Here is a 16,644-nt window from a genome sequence, read left to right on the forward strand (position 1 = left end):
CGAAGGCTCCGGGAGATGTGGAAGCGGGCGGAAGAGCCGGGAATACCGGGCCGGCACGAAATGATCCCGGGATCGTGGATAAAAAAAAGATGAGTGCTGTCTCCTGACTTATACGACGTACTTGCCGAGGAGGCGGATGGAGTTGGTCATGTCGGGGCCGAGAGGCGAGCCGAAGATGATCTGGGTAACTCCGGACTTTGCGAGGTCTTCGCACTTCTGCTTGACCATGTCGGGGGTTCCGGCGATGGTGAAGGCGTCGATCTCCGCGTCGCCGACGAGTCCGCCGACGGTCTTGAAGTCAAAGCGGCCGAGCGCTTCCTTGATCTTCGCGACGTTGGCGAGGTCGAGTCCGTGACGCTGGAGGAGCGCGGGCGGGGAGCCTGCGGCGATGAATGCGGCCACAATCTTTGCGGCGTTCCGGGCCTTCTTCTCGTTCATGTCGATGGACATGGCGGTGTAGGCACCGACGTCGAACGTCTTCTTGCCGACTTTCTCCATGGCTCCCTTGATGATCGGGATCGCGATGTCGAAGTCCTTGGGATTCGATGCGTTGATCAGGGCGCCGTCACCGATCGTGCCGGCGAGCTCGAGCACCTTGGGTCCCTGGGCACCGATGTAGACCGGGATGCCCTTCTTGCCGGGCAGGGTGACACCGGTCAGCTTGGCACCGTCGTAGTCGAAGAACTCCATGTTGCCGCTCTTCTTGACCTCTTCACCGGCGAGGAGTTTTCGGATCTGCTCGACGCCTTCCTTCAGGTGGCCGACGGGCTTGACGGGGTCGATGGCGAGCTTCGGGAGGGTCGAGAGGTCGCCGGGCCCGATACCGAGGACGGCGCGTCCGTCGGAGATCTCGTTTAAGGTAGCCATGAAGGAGGCAATGGCTGCCGGGGTGTCGGTGAACGTGTTCATGATACCCGGTCCCATCTTGATCGAGTCGGTGTTTGCCGCGATCATGGCAAGGGTCGGATAGGCATGACGGTTGTTGTAGTGGTTGGTGATCCAAGCGTAGTCAATATCTTTTGACTCTGCAAGCTTGGTGAACTTCACCACCTGCTTGACATTGATTGCTCCGGGCACAAATTCAATTCCATATGTAGTCAAGGCTATACACCTCAATGAGTAGTTACGTGCCGAGAGTTATATATATTACCATTTTGTGCTCGCCGAACGACACGTACTGCACAGGTACTGCAAAACGGAGAGATGTAATGTGTTCTCCAGGACATCCGGAGAATTTCCTTCCTAACCCGACGAAGGGCTCCAGCACAAGGGGATGAAACCGAAGGATTCAAATACATTGCTTTTGAAAACGGATGCGCTCCCGGCCCGGAACGTGACAGAAATATATATGTTCGCCCGCCCACATATTCATCAATGGTTTTGAGTGGCATGCGCGCCCTTTTCTGCGGCAAAAGCCACTCCGGACATACGACGAGGACGGGGGAGTATAACGGTATGCGAGTGCTGGCGATAGGGTTGGGTGGCGCCGGGTCGCGGGTTGTGGATAGCCTCTACGATCACGATCGGCGAAGCAGAGTTTACTGCATGAGTGCGGTAGCGATCGACATCGACCCGAACTCTCTCGTGCAGCTCCGCCACCTCCCTGACCCCGCGAGGATCTTCTTCCCACGGATCGATATCATGGATCCCGGCGATATCACGAGCGTGATCGATATCGAGGAGGTGATGACCCGGATCCAGGCCCTGGATACACTGGATATCGACGCCGTCCTGCTCTGCTGCGGGCTCGGAGGCAGTGTAATCGACATCGCGCCGCCCATCATCGAAGAGCTCCGGAAGTCCTACGTAGAACCGATCTTCGCGCTCGCTATGCTGCCATGCCTGGATGAGGGGAAACGGGTCTCGGCCAAGGCCGCCGACGACCTTGATACCCTCCAGGGGCTTGTCGATGCGGTCATCCTCTTCGATAACGAGACCTGGTCGCAGAAGATCAGGGCGGCCGCGGCTGCAGCCGAGACGGAAGAGCCCGGCTTCATGGGCAGGCTGCGCCGGAACTCCGGGGTGCTCGACCCGAGGACCCACTACGGTCTGCTCAACGAGCGGATCGCTCGCCAGATCGGCCTCCTCCTCCGTGCAGGCGAGTTCAACGAGTCCGGGCTCGATTTCGCCGAGGTTGTCCTGGATGCCGGGGAAGTCCTCAACACCCTGAAAGGGAACAGTTTCGTCGCGGTCGGTTACGCCACCGAACGCCTGCCGACCGGGTGGCTGGACCTCCTCTACCGGCGGCGGTCGCTGAAGTACTTCATTCAGGGCTCCCAGGAGAAGGCCGCCCGGATCGTCTCGCTCGCGAAGAAAGCGGTCTACGAGGAGGTATCGGTCCCCTGCGACCTCACAAGTGCCGATAAGGCACTGGTGCTGATCGCCGGGCCTTCGGCCGAGCTCTCGATGAAAGGGTTTCAGACCGTCAGGAAATGGATCGACCGGAGCATCGCCGGCCTCGAGATGCGGTCCGGGGACTATCCGGTGAGGAACACCTCGTTTGTCGGGATCATCATCGTGCTCTCGGGGTTATCCAATGTCCCCCGCGTCGAAGAACTCCGGGAGATCCGAACCGAATACCGGCTTGAATGCGAGGAAGAAGAACTGAAGGCCGAAGAGGAGGAGCGGCTGCGCGAGGAAGCTGCCCGGGCGGCGGAGACCGGGGCACCGGACGAGGACGACGCCCCGGAGTTCGTCTCTCCCCTGGAGTCAGCGTTTCAGGAGGAGAATAAGCATATGACAGAACAGCATGCAGCGGAGAGGGATGAGATGATCATGCTCCCGGGCAGTGGCCAGGGCAGCAACGTGCGCAGGGACGATACCATCGATATCCTTCCGAAAGCCGAGAAGAAGCGAGACGACGGCGCCGTCATCCTCCCCCCAAAGCAGGGCGGGAGGGAGATCGACCTCACGGGATCGACCTCGGTCACCTCGTCCATGCCTGCGCCGAAGAACTCCGTCTTTGGTCCGAAAGGAATCAGCATCGAGAAGACTGCTCCGAAGGACGATACAATCGTATACCCCACAACCATAAAAACGGTGCAGCGCCCGAAAGACGGGGCGCTCACCGGCGATCGGGCCTCGATCGATCGTGGGATACAGCGGCCGAGCGACAGTACCCTCGATGGGCGCGACCTGCGTGTGCGTGGGGCGGCCCCCGCACCGAAGGATGCCCTGCTGGACCAGAACGGCCGGGGATTCGGCCACGGGGGTCCTCGCCCGAAGGAGATTGACCCCTCGCGCGGGAGGCTCGATGTGATCGACGCGACCACTCGGTCGCGGAGCCGGAAGGAAGCGGAGAAGAAGGCCGAAGAGGATCCGGACGGTGAAGGGTTCACCTGGATCCGGTAGCGTCTGCCATTCGTTCAAACGGTATGATCCCGGCGCCGATCTCGGTCCTGATGGCGTATCCCTTCTCAAGGGCGTTCCCCACCATGTTCATGCCGGAAAACGCGACGACGGAGAGCCGATAGGGATGTTTCGGGAGATTGAACTCTCCAATGCCCCCGCCGGCTGGGAATACGAACCCACACTCCATCATCAACCCGGCGGCCTCCTCCACCTGACCCCGCGCAACCGCGGGCACCGCCCGGATGTTGGCTAGCCCTACCCCGGCCCGGGTCGTCACCAGCCGGTTGATCGAGGTGAGGCCGGCGGATATGAAGAGCTGGAGGGGGTCGACCGATGTCCCCCGGTAGCCGATGAGGTCGAGGAACCCGGCAGAGCCATCCTCATCGACGGCGATCCTGCCGGCGTACTCGAGCCTCGTCGGGATACCCATCTTCTGGAGGACGCCGTCCAGCGTGACGCTGCAGGCCGTCATGATCCCCACATGGCCTTCGGGTATGCGGGGATCGGTGTCGACGATCCGGTAGGTGTTCAGGAATCCATAACCAACTCCTGCCACCTCGTCGAAGGCTGCCTCGACGCCCGGGAGGTCTTCCTCCCGCACGAAGGAGAGGTTGTAGGCGACGCTCCCTGTCCCGGTCGCCGGGTCGAAGGTGCTCCGGAAGGAGAGCTGTTCGAGTTTCGATATGATGAAGCCGATCCGCTCGTCGACGAGGGCGCTCTCGCTCTCTGCGATCCCCGCGTCAGTGAGGATGCGACCCCGGTTCCCGACCTTCTCCGTAAATCCCGCTTCATCGAGGTACTGGAGGTAGTACTGGACGGCGCGGTCGCTCAAGACGAACCCCCTCTCAGCCATCTTCTCGCTTAACCTTTTGGCGCCGAGGGGTTCGTGCGAATCGGCGAGGATTCGCAGGATCTCAAGGTACTTCCGTTCCGAGCGTATCGAGGAGGTCATCGTGTCTGCACCGCGCCAACACTTTCCTGATACCGGCCCTGGTAGACGCGGTCGCCGTTCCGCACTTCCTGGAGAATCATCTGGACGATCCTGTCTCCGCCGGCGAGAGTAACCGGTTCTGTACCCGTGTTCGTCAGGCAGAGCGTCAGCTGACCCCGGAACCCCGGATCTACGAATCCGCCGCCGAGGAGGACGCCGCGGCGGGCGAGCGAGGAGCGGCACCGGAGGGTTGCCGCGAGGTCGGCGGGAAGTTCCACCCGCTCGATCGAGGGGACGAGGGTGCACGTGCCGCACGGGAGTACGGTCTTTTCAGCTGCCCGGAGGTCATAGGATGCGGGCTGCTGGGAGATGCCGTGGTATGGTTCGATGACGAGATCGCCGTCCTGGAGCCGGCGAACGATTTCGCTGGACGAGAGAATCATTGTATATTGTACTGACATAAAAACGCTTAATAACTTATGATAGAAAACCATGTGGGGACCTATGGGGTAGAGGACATCCTTTTGGGCTTCGAACCCAAGGACGCGGGTTCAATTCCCGCTGGGTCCGTCAGTTCTTCCGGGTGCGCTCTTGTGGCACCCGGAGATCTTATGCAAGTCGGATATACGCATTCTGCCATTCTCCTACCCGGATAGGGGGGAAGATTACCCCGGCATCCGGCGCGTCGTCTGCTGAGGCACGTACCCGGATCCGATACTCTCCGGGCGGCCGGTTTCGGACGTCGAGGGAGGAAGCACCACTGGTCGGGGTGTCGAACTGCACCCAGGAGAGGCCGCCGTCGTTTGAGTACTCCACGACCTGGGTCACGGACCCCGACCCGGTGTACGCGAGGTCCCAGGCGGCGGTGAGGAACTCCAGCACCGGCTCAGTGCAGGTGTAACGCGGGTTTGCAAGCGTGAGCGTTGCGGAGCCGAGACCGGTGTTGGCAAGGTCCGGCACGGCCGTGATGAAGGTGTCGGGGAGGGCGAGCTCCGCACCGTCGTTGAACGTGATCGTTGAACCGGGGCCGAAGACGTTGATGTTGCCGTCGGTGAGCACTCTGAGGCGGAATGTCGCCTCCCAGACCTGGTCGAGGTGGACGGTGCCGATCTCGAATTGCAGGGCGTGGTCGTCGTTCCAGTCGTCGGTCTGGTTGATAGTGGTAAATGGCGTGATCTCGTGGCGTCCTGTATCGTTCTCAACCCAGCTCTCGATGGTGGTTGAGATACCGTCTTCGTGGACGTAAGTGAAGACGGCCTCCCCCTCCCGATCTTCGTCGTTGACCCGGATCGTGCCGAAGTCGAGGGTCATGGTGGTGTCGACGCCGGCCTCGGTCTTGAGGTCGCCTGCAATGGCAGTGTAGACAGCACCGATGTTAGCTGCAGTGCCGTTGTAATACTTCCCGCCTGTGGACTCGGCAAGTGTTTTCAGGGCAGCTCTGCCGCCAGGAGAAATGCTGTCCGCGTATCCGATCGAGTAGATCGTGACATTTTTATGCCGGGCATAGACAGAAAGATTCTGTTCGGCATCTAACAGACCGTCGAACATGTAATAGTCCTGAACGAGATCTCCATAAGCAGTAGGGCCATACCAGGAAGAGGGATAACCATTCCCTCTGGCCAGAGGATCACCGTACCAATTGTAATCCCCATCAGAGAGTAAAACGATCGCTTTCACAGCATCGGAACTGCCGTTAACGCTCAACTCGTTGATCGCCCTGTAGGTGCCACCTCGCATCGGTGTTCCGTAGTCAGGCACTATATTATTGAGCTCAGTTTTCACCGAAGAGAGAGTATCAATAAGCGGCAGATCAACCGTCGCATAATCGCGATATCGTTTCGGCGTGCTATAGTCATTGTCGATATAGTTCCAAGGATTGGTAAACGAACTTTCCCCTGGAACATCGATCTGATTTCTCGAACCGGTATTCCTCCCGAAGGTGACAAGACCCACCTTATCTCTCTCGGACATGCTGTCAACAAACTCCTTTGCCGCCTCCCTCACCGAGTGCATCCGGTCGGGGTTATCATAAAGCATACTCCCTGAACGATCCGTGCAGAGCACCACATCGATCGGGTCCGGCTGCAGCGCATACCCATCTCCCTTCAGCCGGATGGTGACTTCGGTCGTGTTGTTCACCGCAACTGTCTGGTTAGAGACGCTCGCCTCCACGGAGAGATAAGGATAGTTCATCCAGGTCAGGAGAATATCCCGGCTGAGATCCCTCCACGTCGCCCGGACAGTCGCCGTACCCTTTGCAGTGGCGTCCCAGCCATTCTCCTTCGGACCGGCAAACGTCCCCGGCTGGAACTCAACGGTGGCGTACCCGTATTCATCGGTCTCGGCAGACGTCGTAGTCAGTGCCGGATCCTGAATTTTGGTGTATCCACCGACATTGACCGATCCGGGAACAATCTCAAACGTCACCGTCTCGTCCGCGACCGGGTTCCCCTTGATATCCATCACCTTGGCCCGGAGTTCCGAGATGGAATCTCGGTTGACATCCCGGCTCGGCATGGACTGGGGGTTTGCCGACAGGAGCATATCCACCGGGTCGGTGTGGATGAACTCGACGGTCTCTGATGAGGTCACGCTCGCGTTGTCCACGGTCGTCACGGTGATGGTGATCCTGCCGGTGGTGTCCTTCGGGCCGTAGGTGAGGCAGGCGATGCCCGTGCCGTTCGTCGTCAGGACGGCATTCTCTCCAAGGGAGGTGTTGACCTGGAGGCCGCGGCCGGCCGCCGGGTTGCCCCAGGCGTCGAAGAGCCTGTAGGTCAGGGTGAAGGTATCTTCCCCGTTCGCGGACCGATAGGGGATAGGGTCGGCATCAGGGCTGACCGAGACGTCGATTGCGGCGGGAAGCCCGGTGGGCAGCCCGCGGATGGAGATGTAGCGGTCGACGCCGGCCGGGAGGACGGTCATCCGGACGATATTCTCACCGACGGTGCGGCCGGTTCGAAATTCCGCCCGGACAAAGCCCGTGACGTTGGTGCTCCGTTCGAGCACCGGCACCGGCGAGCCCCCGTCGTCGATGAAGACGGCATCGTCGTCGACCGAACCGGCGCTGAAACGTACCGTCTCGGCGACCCTCCGATCGTCCACCGGGTTGCCGTGCCGGTCGGCCACGCCCACAGTGATGGTGGTGGTATTGCCCGCGGTCACCTCAGAGTCGTAGTGGAGGTATACGATGCGGGAGGGCAGGTCATGGTCGATTGAGAGGGAGAGGGTTTCCTCGACCGCTCCGGCCCGGGCGGTGATCACGGCGACGCCGCTCGTCTTGTTAACCGTGAACGTGGTGACGGCAGTCCCCGACGCACCGGTGGTGACGGTCGCGGGCGCGAGGCGGCCGTAGATCGGGTCGACGTCGAGCGCCACGGTGCAGTTTGGAAGCGACGCCCCGTCCCCGTCGAGAACCTGCACGGTTATTCCGGAGGAATCGGCCCCGTTTGCCACCAGCCAGCCGATATCGCTCGAGAGGACGATCCGGCCTGGGTCTGCCGCACCCACCGCAGGAACGATCAGGCCGAGCAAGATCGTGAGGATGATTATTTTCTGGAAATTCATGCTGAGATCAAGCAGCCCTGATCCCTCATCATATATATAATATTTCTCATTTGATATCGGTCTGAGGGACAAGCGATAAACCCGTCATTAGCCAACGGATTGGCTATTATAATTATGTTTGAAGATACTTTTCACTTAGAACCGGGGCAGCGAGACGGGCCACTGCGCATAAGAATCATATAATAGTTCCACGGCATGTTTTTCACCCATTCCCTGCTGTAAAAAGAGGATTTTTAACCCTCTGAGAGCTGATTCCAGTGAAAATAATTCAATCCGGTGCTAAATCGCCTTGCGGAAAGCGCAGGGCATTCCACGAAAGTTAAATACCGGTTTGCGCGGTTGTGCGGGGGAGCGGTGCGGGCCGCAACGGGAGGGGGATGATCGGGCCGCTCTCCTGCGCATCCCGATCCCTGTGATGGAAAGAGATACCGGAGGGTCAGGGGTCACAAGGTATGGGAGAGCAAACGCAAATTCGAGCACCGTGAGGTGCCGTAAGGACGGAGGCACAGGCCCCGGGAGGGAAGCCCTCCCGAGGAAGGATACCGGGATGGTTCACTGGATCCGTATGTATGCGCTTTTACCCGCACCGCCGGTTACTTCCTGGACCAACATGGCCGTGGCATCCCCGGTATCCGGGGCATAGCCGTAGACCGTGATGGTGTAGTAGCCGGCCGGGAGGTTTCGCACATCCAGCGTTGCGTTGCCGCTCGTTGTCGTGTTCGTAGCGCTGAGGCTGTTGAATTTCACCCAGGTGAAGTTGTTGTCGTTGGAGTAGAAGACGTCCTCCGTCGCGGTCTCCAGACCGGTGTAGTTGAGGTCCCAGGCGACCGGGAGGAAATCGGTGACACCGCCTGTGACGTGGAGATTGCTGATATTGAGCCCCTGGAAGTCCATCCCGGTGTTGTTCAGACTTTTGACGGCCGTGATGTACGTGACAGGGAGTTCTAGTTCTTCCTCGCCGTTGTTGAACGATATCGTCGATCGCGGGCCGAAGACGTTGATGTTTCCCTCCATCTTCACCTTGAGGCGGAAGGTCGCCTCCCAGGTCTGGCCGAGGCGGACGGTGCCGATGTCGAATTGCAGGGCGTGGTCGTCGTTCCACTGGGTGGTCTGGTTGATGGTTTTATTAAAATGTTCCGTAGCTCCGGTCCGGTTATAGATATGGGTGGAGTTTCCATAGTCGTAAACATAATCGAAGACATCTTTCCCGGGAACGTCTATCCCTGTCACGTTGACGTTCTCAAAGGCAAGGGCCACCGTGGTGTTGACACCGGCCTCGGTCTTCAGATCGCCCGCGATACGCTTGTAAATATCAGTGAGTTTATCGCCACTGGGAGCATGTTCATAGAATCCGCCGGTTGAGTTCGCGAGTATCTCCATCGTCTTGTTGACCGTATCATCGGGGTTATAAGCAAACGTGATGGTATAGAGTTTCACGCCATTGTCGCTGGCAAATCGGGACATGTTCTGGTTGGTGAACTCGCCGTTGCCGTTGGTACAATATTTGTAATCACGAGTAACATCATGACTACGCCGACACTTATTGGGCTCACGACAACACTCCACCCATTTATATCCATTACTTGTCCATTTCCCATATGATTTCCCATCTAAAAGTTCTCCACCGAGGCCATCGTAATACCGGTAGTTGTCTGGTTCTAACGTATTGCCGCTGAATGAGTAAGCCCATAATGCGTTTTCAGGATACCCCGTCCCATGCCCGATAGGGCTCCCGTCGTAATTCCAGTCGCCGTCAGTCATGACGATCACAGCTTTGATAGCATCGGATCGCCCTGTTTGATTCTGCATGAGTATCGCCTCGTAAATCCCCCGCCGCAGTTGTGTTGCGCCGTCCGGTTTAAGGGCATTCAAACTTGTGTTTACGTTACCGAATGAGGCAGTCAGAGTGTTCTGAGGCGTCGTAGAGGAGTTGAATGAGATCAGACCGACGCGGTCCCGGTCAGAGGTCATATTACCGATAAACGTCTTTGCCGCAGCCGTTGCTGCGTCCATCCTCTCATTTGAATCCTCATCATTATTGACATGATTAATATTATACCGCATACTCCTCGACTGGTCGATCACCAGCACCGCATCGATCGGGTCCGGCTCCAGTTTATACCCATCGCCTTTCAACCGTATGGTGACGTCGACCGTCTCGTTCACCTCAACGGTCTCTCTGGATACCTCCGTCTCCACGGAGAGGTAGGGGTAGTTCATCCAGGTCAGGGTGATATCGCGGCTGACGTCGCCCCACGTCGCCCGGACGGTCGCATTACCCCTCGCGGTGGCGCTCCAGTTCAGCGGATCATCCTGTCCGACAAATTCACCGGGGTGGAATTTGACTATGGCAAATCCATTTGTATCAGTCTCGACCGAGACCGTGACCGTGCTCTTCTCCTCGTTAAGCTTCTCCTCATTAAGGTATGGCTTTCCATCCTTGGTCTCGTTGCCGTTGACGTTGACGGATTTATTATCAAGGGTAAACGTCACCTCCCGGTCTTTGACCGGGTTCCCTTTGACATCCATCACCTTGGCCCGGAGCTCCGCGACAAAGTTTGGCTGGATCTCACGGCTCGGCATCGACTGCGGGCTTGCGGTGAGGAGCATGTTCACCGGATCGGTGCTGGTAAACTCCACCACGGTCATATTGGTCACACTTTCATTTCCGAGAGCCGTTGCGGTGAGCGTCGCGACGCCGACAGAGTCCTCAGGCCCGTAGGCGATCATCACCTCCCCCCGGGAGTTAGAGGTGAGGAGGCGACTATATGTCTCATCCGGCTGATCCACTCGCTTCGTCGAGGCGTTCACCCAGAGGCCCTGCCCGGGGGACGGGTTCCCGTACTTGTCAAACAAAGTGTAGGTGAACGAGACCTTGTCCTCCCCATTGGCACGAACCGAGGCGTCGTCGGGATCAACGGCTGCCGTGATGTCGAACGGCTGCCCCGCCACACTGAAGAGAGAGATGTAGTCGCTCCTGACCGGCGCCGGCGGCTGGATATAGATAAGGTGCTCCCCGGCCATGGTATCGACCCAGAGCGTTGCGGTGGCGTTCCCGGTCGCGTCCACCGACACGGCAACATTATCATCCGCTGTGTTATTGAACACCGCAGTTCCGTTGGGCGAGCCCACCATGAAACTCACAGTCTCAGTCTCATTCCGGTTGTCCACTGCGTTCTTGTACTGATCTTCTATTCGGACGGTGATATTTGTCTTCTCCCCGACCGTCACCTCCGGCAAGTACCAGATATTTGCGATCCGATAGGGGGTGGCGTGGTTGATCCCCAGGTCGACACTCGTCTTCAGGGAATCATCCTGTGCAACCGTTGCCGTGAACGTCACATCCCCACTGGTGGTTCCGGGCTTGAAGACCGCCGTTGCATACCCGGCGTCGTTTGTAAAGATGCGCGCGGGCAAGCCGCTTCCGTACGTACTGTTGTTCACCGCAAACTCAACGACGGCCCCCGGAACAGGGGTGCTGGTGCCGTTCAACACCTCAACCGTCACAGTCACGGTCTCCCCGCTCCCCGCCGTCACCCACGGGGTACTCGTGTTAATTGTAATAGCATCCGGTATCAGCGCACCGGCCGGGGCCGCCAGCAGCATCAACCCCGTCACCAGGCACGCATATGTCCATTCACTCATACGTCACCGTATCTGTTCCTGGCACATAGGAATATATAATGGTTTCTAACATAATGCACAACTATAATGGCTCCGTTTTTCGATCGGATAACGAAAACCGCGTAAATTGAATAAATATTCAGTAGATGCGGCGATCAGATGAAAAAAAAGTATTTCCATGGCTGCCGCACGAGAATATTCTTTCCGTGCGGGACGAATTCCGCCATTGGAAGCAGAGATCCTGCAGCCCGGGGTCGGGACCCCGGGGAAAAAAAAGGTGACCCGGAGGCCTAAAGGCTGTCCCGGTCGCGTGACCTGCCCCGACTCTGCCCGGCCTGCCTCCGCCGCACCACCACAACCCCCGCGATGAGAACCACGGCAACGACCCCGACGCCGGCCACGAGCACCCAGACATTGAAGTTCTGCTCCATGATCAGCGGGACGGTGAACTCGGTCGCGCCGAGCGGGATATCCGCATCGACCGAGATGTTCTGGTAGCCGTCACGGGCGGCGGTCACAGTATACGCCCTGTTTGTGACGAGCGCGGTCTGGAACCTCCCGAGGCTGTCGGTCACCCCGACGACCTTCTCGTCGATGACGATGACCGCTTCGGCCAACGCTTTCCGGTCGGACCCCTCCACCCGGACGGTCACGCTCGCCCGGTCGTACTGGAGTTCGGCAAAGATTGCCTCCGCCACCCCGGAGATGTGCCGTATCTCGCTCCAGTCCTTGTAGCCGGACGCCCGGACCAGAATCTCATAGGTGCCTGCATGGAGTTCGGTGAATACAAATCGACCATCCTGACCGGTCTTCCCCTGGAGCGTCCCGTTGAGGTAGACCTCCGCTCCTCCAATAGGCGTCGTTGCCTCGTTGCAGGCCTTTATCAAGACAGAGTATGCCGACTTCGAGAGGCGCACCTGGAGAAGCACATCGTCCGCCTCAAGGTCACGGTTCTCCAGGTATGGCTGGTAGTCAGTAGCCGTGACCCTGAGGGAATACCTCTTTCCCCGTTCCAGGTGGAGTTGCAGCCTGCCTTCGGCATCGGTCACTCCGGCGCGCGCGTTGTCGATATACACCTCTGCCCCTCCAAGGGGAGCAGAAGTGTCGGCATCCAGGACCCGGACCCCGAGAAGATCTTTACTGAAGAGGAAATACTGGATGGGGCCGTCCTCCACCCCACCAGTCTTTGCCAGCTCAACAGTCTCTTCGAGGTCGTGGTAGCCTGACGCGCGTACCTCGACGCTGTATGACCCGCCCGCTCTCACCGAGAAGTCCACGCTCCCGTCTTTTCCGGTGACCTCCGAGTCGGAGTAGTCGTCACCCTCAACGCGCACCACAGCACCGACGACCGGTTTCAGGGTCACCGCATCGTAAAGTTCGAACGTGAGGGTCTCGTCCTCGCGGACCATATCAACCCGGGCGTGGGTCGCGTCATAATCGATGTAATCCATCCAGTTCCGGTAACCTGCCCGGACAACCTTCAGGTACAGGTCGTCATCCCCGGAATGAACGTAGGAATAGGTGCCGTCCGAGGTGGTCTTCCCGGCGTAGGCGCCGTCGACGTACACGGAAGCGCCGGCAACGGCATCGTCGGTCTCCTCGTCCACCACGCTGATGCGCAGGGTGACCGCCTGCGCCGTGCAGCAGAGGAGGATGCACGAGACGAGAAGGGCTATGATGAGGCGACGTTTTACCATACTTGAGTGTATTGCGGCCCAAAAATTTGAGTGCTTCGGTTTACACCCAGCGCTCCGGGGGAATGCGTTCGATGACCATTCCCTCCACGACCACCGGCATCAGCACCCGGCCGATCTCGATCGCACGCTCAAGGCGCCATTCCCGCTCGGCGTAGATGGTGAAGATGGGGTCGCCCTTCCTGACCCGGGTCCCCTTCTTTGCGTGGATGAAGAGCCCCGCGCCGTGGTCGTAGGGCGAGCCCGCGAGCCGGGCGAGCGTGACGAGCGCGCTGTTGTTTAGTTCGATGACGTAACCGTCCTGCGGCGCCCTCACCTCGAACCGGTACTCTCCCGGAACGATATTTTCAGCCTTCACCGTCGGATCGCCGCCCTGAACCTCGATGATCTGCCGCATCTTCTCGAGCGCCTTTCCGCTCTGGAGGATATCTGCAGCCATCTGGGCTCCCTGCCCCTGTGCTGCCTTCCCGGCCATCTCGAAGAGGATCCCGGCGAGCGAGAGGCTCTTCTGGATCAGGGAGTTCGGCTCGGTCGCCCCCTCGAGAACGGCGAGTGCTTCATGCACCTCAAGGTTCGGGCCGATGGTGTGGCCGACGAGCGACTCCCCGTAACTCAACGCACACTCGACACGCATGCCGAGCCGCTCCCCGAGTTCGATGAACTCCCGGGCGAGTTTCCGCCCCTCCTGGGCCGTCGCGATCTTGGTGTTCCGGCCGACCGGGATATCGATGACAACGAGATCGGCGCCGACGGCGAACTTCTTGGCCATGACGCTTGCAATCATCTGGCCCCGGGCGTCGATCCGGAGCGGGTACTCGTAGGTGATGATCTTGTCGTCTGCAGGGGCAATGTTTGTTGCCCCGCCCCAGACGATGGCGCCGCCGACCTTCTCGGTCATCTGCTGCACCTCGGTCGCCGAGAACGAGACCGGTGCGAGGACCTCCATCAGGTCTGCAGTCCCGCCGGCGCCGGTGATGGCCCGGGAGCTGGTCTTGGGGATCTTAAGACCGCTCGCGGCGACGATCGGCGCGATCAGGAGGGTGATCTTGTTCCCGGGCACCCCCCCGATGGAGTGTTTGTCGACGACGGGATGCCGGGTGAAGCGGAGGCGATCCCCGGTCTCGACCATGGCTCTCGTCAGGTACTCCACCTCGTCCATGTCAAGGCCGTTGATGTAGGACGCGGTGACGTAAGCGGTGATCTCGCCGGGTGAGAGAGTGTCGCTGACGATATCCCTGACAATCTCCAGGGTCTCGTCCTTGCCGAACCGGCCGCCGTCCATCTTCTTCTTGATGTGCGAAAGGGATGCCGGCCGCTCGGCGCCCCGGACCTCGACGGAAGTCCCCTCGTCGACGGCAAGCGTGGCGTTCAGCGGCCGGTAGATGCCGATGACACCGGGCTCGATGAGCGAGCCGGTGGTGTCGACGTGGGCCTGGGCGCTCTTGCCGGTCGTTTCGTCGGCGATCTGGACGCGGTCGCCGTCGCGGATACGCATGTTCCGTGCGTCGGTGCTGTGGAGGAGGACTCCCTTGTTTGCTATGTCGAGCAATTTTACGGTCAGTTTCATACGCGTAATCCTATCCTACCTGAAACTGAGGTTTTGTACTACTTAAGAGCGGCTGATCGGGGGAGCGATGGGGGTGGAAGAACCCGGAGTGATAGAGCCGGTCGTCGCTCACAGTGGCACGGCCTCCTGGCAGACGCGATCCCTGATAAACCAATGCAGTCCCTTCTCAGTCATCACGTCGACATCACGGCCGAGCAGGTCTTGCAGGTCCTGGGCAAGGGCAATGTGGTCAAGGAGGCTTCTCCCGGGCTCGAACTCGACAAGGAGGTCAATGTCGCTTCCCGTGGTCTCCTCACCCCGGACAACCGATCCGAAGACTCGGACAGTACGGGCACCGTGTCTGGCTGCGATCTCGAGGATCTCATCCCTTCTTTCGAGCAGTTCCGCATGCAGACTCATCCTGCATCGATCTTATGAAGCAAGGGATATAAGGGTTCGCCCGGAGATGGGAACGCGCTGATCCCCAGAACGAAACGCATATCCTTGTGTTGGGACTACCCCTGAGTGAGGGCCTGGTGTAGGCAGACTCCGGGCGATCAAAGGTCATGATGCGAAGAAAGCCGTCGACAGAGGATGGGTTTCTCGAGTTACTCTAAAATGCGGGGAAACATGGAGTTTACCGTTGTGATCCGGAAGGCCGAAGAGGGGGGATTCTGGGCTGAAGTCCCTATGCTTCCCGGGTGCTACTCCCAGGGGGAGACGATTGAGGAGACGCTGGAGAATATCAAGGAGGCGATCGAAGGGCATGTGGAAGCGTTGCGGCAGGAGGGGCGGGCGGTTCCCCCGGAGGAAGACCTGATCATCGGCAGGGTCCGAGTCTTCGAAGGCGTGGCGTGAGCGGGTGGGGACAACGGCTCACCGGGTGCGGTCATTTTCTCCGGCAAAGATACACAGCGGTAGTTCCCGACAAGATCCTCCAGGACGGCAGGGGGTGTACTGATGGAGGTCCCCTGCGGGTTGCCCTGTAGACCAAAAGATTACGCTCCTCTCATCGCCGTCTGGATCCGCTCGTCCACCAACCGCTACAGGGACTCCGGGGCGTGCGGTCAGACCTGGATGCCGGCTCTGGAAAGGGCACCCTTGATGGCGGCAAGTTCCTTCTTGATCTCTGTAAACTCGTCATCAAGGCACTTCCGGGTATCCCTTCGGAGCCCTGCAACCTCATCTTTTGTCTCAATCCCGATTTGAAGCATCTGGTCTTGTTTATCCAGCATCTGATCCTGCTTCTTCAAACTCAGTTCAGAATTCTCCAGCGTCTGGTACATGATCGTGCCGGCGAAATCAACCCTCTCAAACAGTTCCTCCTGGAGGTCTCCGCGGATGATCTCAAAAGTCGTGAATTCCCCGGTTGCTTCCTGCCATTTGATGCTGAATGATTTGACCGCAATCGGATAGCGGATGATATTGATCCTCTCGATGAGGGCGCGGAGGTCCTCTTCACTCCCCTCAGCGACGATCTCGACCTCACCGGTATCGAGGTTCTTTACGTACCCGGAGATATCCTTGTTGAATGTCTCTTTGTAGACGTGATCCCGGAATCCGACCCTCTGAACCCGCCCTGCTGCAACGGCGAAGAATCGCTTCATCAAATTTCAATATGAGGGGTGGGAATAAATAGGTTCTTCTTGCTTATCGCCCGGCGGATGGTGTTTGGGCCCATCTTTTCTCCGGTCCTGTTCCAGGCAGGGGCGAATGATCGAGCCGAACGGTTCCCATGCCCCGGCGTTGGTAGTGCCCTGGGATATATCTGATACTCGTTCTCGGTGGATCCGAGTTTCCCGTATCAGGCACTGGTGACACCCAATTCAGGCTGCCGTTCTTCCCTGCCGAGACTGGTGCGGGACCTGGCCTAACCCTGCGTTCGCCCCTCGCTCGGCAAGCATCTCCTCATGCTGTGGACCGTGGTGGCTATC

Annotated in this window: 11 protein-coding genes and 1 tRNA gene; 3 read left to right on the top strand and 9 right to left on the bottom strand. The window is 59.1% G+C overall.

Annotated features, from left to right (window positions below; translation table 11 throughout):
• Positions 1 to 108 precede the first annotated feature (108 nt).
• Positions 109 to 1,101 (bottom strand): 5,10-methylenetetrahydromethanopterin reductase, encoded by a 993-nt coding sequence (locus tag BRA49_RS00290; RefSeq protein ID WP_292382443.1) that lies wholly within the window; start codon positions 1,099 to 1,101, stop codon positions 109 to 111.
• A 354-nt stretch (positions 1,102 to 1,455) separates the two neighbouring features.
• Here BRA49_RS00290 and BRA49_RS00295 point away from each other — a divergent pair, with 354 nt between their 5' ends.
• Positions 1,456 to 3,351 (top strand): tubulin/FtsZ family protein, encoded by a 1,896-nt coding sequence (locus BRA49_RS00295; protein WP_292558964.1) that lies wholly within the window; start codon positions 1,456 to 1,458, stop codon positions 3,349 to 3,351.
• Here BRA49_RS00295 and BRA49_RS00300 read toward each other — a convergent pair.
• Positions 3,335 to 4,303, bottom strand: coding sequence for a DUF128 domain-containing protein (locus tag BRA49_RS00300; RefSeq protein WP_292382447.1), 969 nt, complete (start codon positions 4,301 to 4,303; stop codon positions 3,335 to 3,337). The genes BRA49_RS00295 and BRA49_RS00300 overlap by 17 nt on opposite strands.
• A complete protein-coding gene (locus tag BRA49_RS00305) occupies positions 4,300 to 4,725 on the bottom strand; it encodes a dCTP deaminase (RefSeq protein WP_292382448.1) in 426 nt (141 codons plus the stop codon). The genes BRA49_RS00300 and BRA49_RS00305 overlap by 4 nt, the downstream gene beginning before the upstream one ends.
• A gap of 55 nt (positions 4,726 to 4,780) precedes the next feature.
• Between BRA49_RS00305 and BRA49_RS00310 the strand changes: the two genes are divergently transcribed.
• Positions 4,781 to 4,852 (top strand) — tRNA-Arg (locus tag BRA49_RS00310).
• Positions 4,853 to 4,891: 39 nt separating this feature from the next.
• On the opposite strand, the gene BRA49_RS00315 is transcribed toward BRA49_RS00310, so the two are convergent.
• From BRA49_RS00315 to BRA49_RS00335, 5 genes are all read right to left on the bottom strand, one after another.
• Positions 4,892 to 7,846, bottom strand: a complete 2,955-nt coding sequence (locus tag BRA49_RS00315) for an Ig-like domain-containing protein (RefSeq protein WP_292382450.1) — start codon at positions 7,844 to 7,846, stop codon at positions 4,892 to 4,894.
• Between the two features lie 552 nt (positions 7,847 to 8,398).
• Positions 8,399 to 11,491 carry a VWA domain-containing protein gene (locus BRA49_RS00320; protein WP_292382452.1) on the bottom strand — a complete coding sequence of 1,031 codons (3,093 nt, stop codon included), beginning with the start codon at positions 11,489 to 11,491 and terminating at the stop codon, positions 8,399 to 8,401.
• Positions 11,492 to 11,760: 269 nt separating this feature from the next.
• Positions 11,761 to 13,167, bottom strand: a complete 1,407-nt coding sequence (locus tag BRA49_RS00325; protein ID WP_292382454.1) for an MSCRAMM family protein — start codon at positions 13,165 to 13,167, stop codon at positions 11,761 to 11,763.
• A 40-nt stretch (positions 13,168 to 13,207) separates the two neighbouring features.
• Complete coding sequence (locus BRA49_RS00330) at positions 13,208 to 14,731, bottom strand: AMP phosphorylase (RefSeq protein ID WP_292382456.1); 1,524 nt, start codon at positions 14,729 to 14,731, stop codon at positions 13,208 to 13,210.
• A 108-nt stretch (positions 14,732 to 14,839) separates the two neighbouring features.
• Positions 14,840 to 15,130 (bottom strand): nucleotidyltransferase family protein, encoded by a 291-nt coding sequence (locus BRA49_RS00335; protein WP_292382459.1) that lies wholly within the window; start codon positions 15,128 to 15,130, stop codon positions 14,840 to 14,842.
• Positions 15,131 to 15,340: 210 nt separating this feature from the next.
• On the opposite strand from BRA49_RS00335, the gene BRA49_RS00340 reads away from it, so the two are divergent.
• Positions 15,341 to 15,568: a type II toxin-antitoxin system HicB family antitoxin gene (locus tag BRA49_RS00340; protein WP_292382460.1), complete on the top strand. Its 228-nt coding sequence runs from the start codon at positions 15,341 to 15,343 to the stop codon at positions 15,566 to 15,568.
• Positions 15,569 to 15,777: 209 nt separating this feature from the next.
• Here the strand turns inward: BRA49_RS00340 and BRA49_RS00345 are convergent, their stop codons facing one another.
• Positions 15,778 to 16,317, bottom strand: a complete 540-nt coding sequence (locus BRA49_RS00345) for an acylphosphatase (RefSeq protein ID WP_292382461.1) — start codon at positions 16,315 to 16,317, stop codon at positions 15,778 to 15,780.
• Positions 16,318 to 16,644: the final 327 nt, after the last annotated feature.

The sequence above is a fragment of the Methanoculleus sp. UBA430 genome (genome assembly GCF_002506585.1).
Lineage (GTDB): Archaea > Halobacteriota > Methanomicrobia > Methanomicrobiales > Methanoculleaceae > Methanoculleus.

Bases quoted from the DNA above. Each gene is read 5' to 3' on its own strand.
- BRA49_RS00295 (WP_292558964.1), top strand. From the start codon at position 1,456: ATGCGAGTGCTGGCGATAGGGTTGGGTGGCGCCGGGTCGCGGGTTGTG.
- BRA49_RS00300 (WP_292382447.1), bottom strand. From the start codon at position 4,303: ATGACCTCCTCGATACGCTCGGAACGGAAGTACCTTGAGATCCTGCGA.
- BRA49_RS00305 (WP_292382448.1), bottom strand. From the start codon at position 4,725: ATGATTCTCTCGTCCAGCGAAATCGTTCGCCGGCTCCAGGACGGCGAT.
- BRA49_RS00315 (WP_292382450.1), bottom strand. From the start codon at position 7,846: ATGAATTTCCAGAAAATAATCATCCTCACGATCTTGCTCGGCCTGATC.
- BRA49_RS00320 (WP_292382452.1), bottom strand. From the start codon at position 11,491: ATGAGTGAATGGACATATGCGTGCCTGGTGACGGGGTTGATGCTGCTG.
- BRA49_RS00325 (WP_292382454.1), bottom strand. From the start codon at position 13,167: ATGGTAAAACGTCGCCTCATCATAGCCCTTCTCGTCTCGTGCATCCTC.
- BRA49_RS00330 (WP_292382456.1), bottom strand. From the start codon at position 14,731: ATGAAACTGACCGTAAAATTGCTCGACATAGCAAACAAGGGAGTCCTC.
- BRA49_RS00335 (WP_292382459.1), bottom strand. From the start codon at position 15,130: ATGAGTCTGCATGCGGAACTGCTCGAAAGAAGGGATGAGATCCTCGAG.
- BRA49_RS00340 (WP_292382460.1), top strand. From the start codon at position 15,341: ATGGAGTTTACCGTTGTGATCCGGAAGGCCGAAGAGGGGGGATTCTGG.
- BRA49_RS00345 (WP_292382461.1), bottom strand. From the start codon at position 16,317: ATGAAGCGATTCTTCGCCGTTGCAGCAGGGCGGGTTCAGAGGGTCGGA.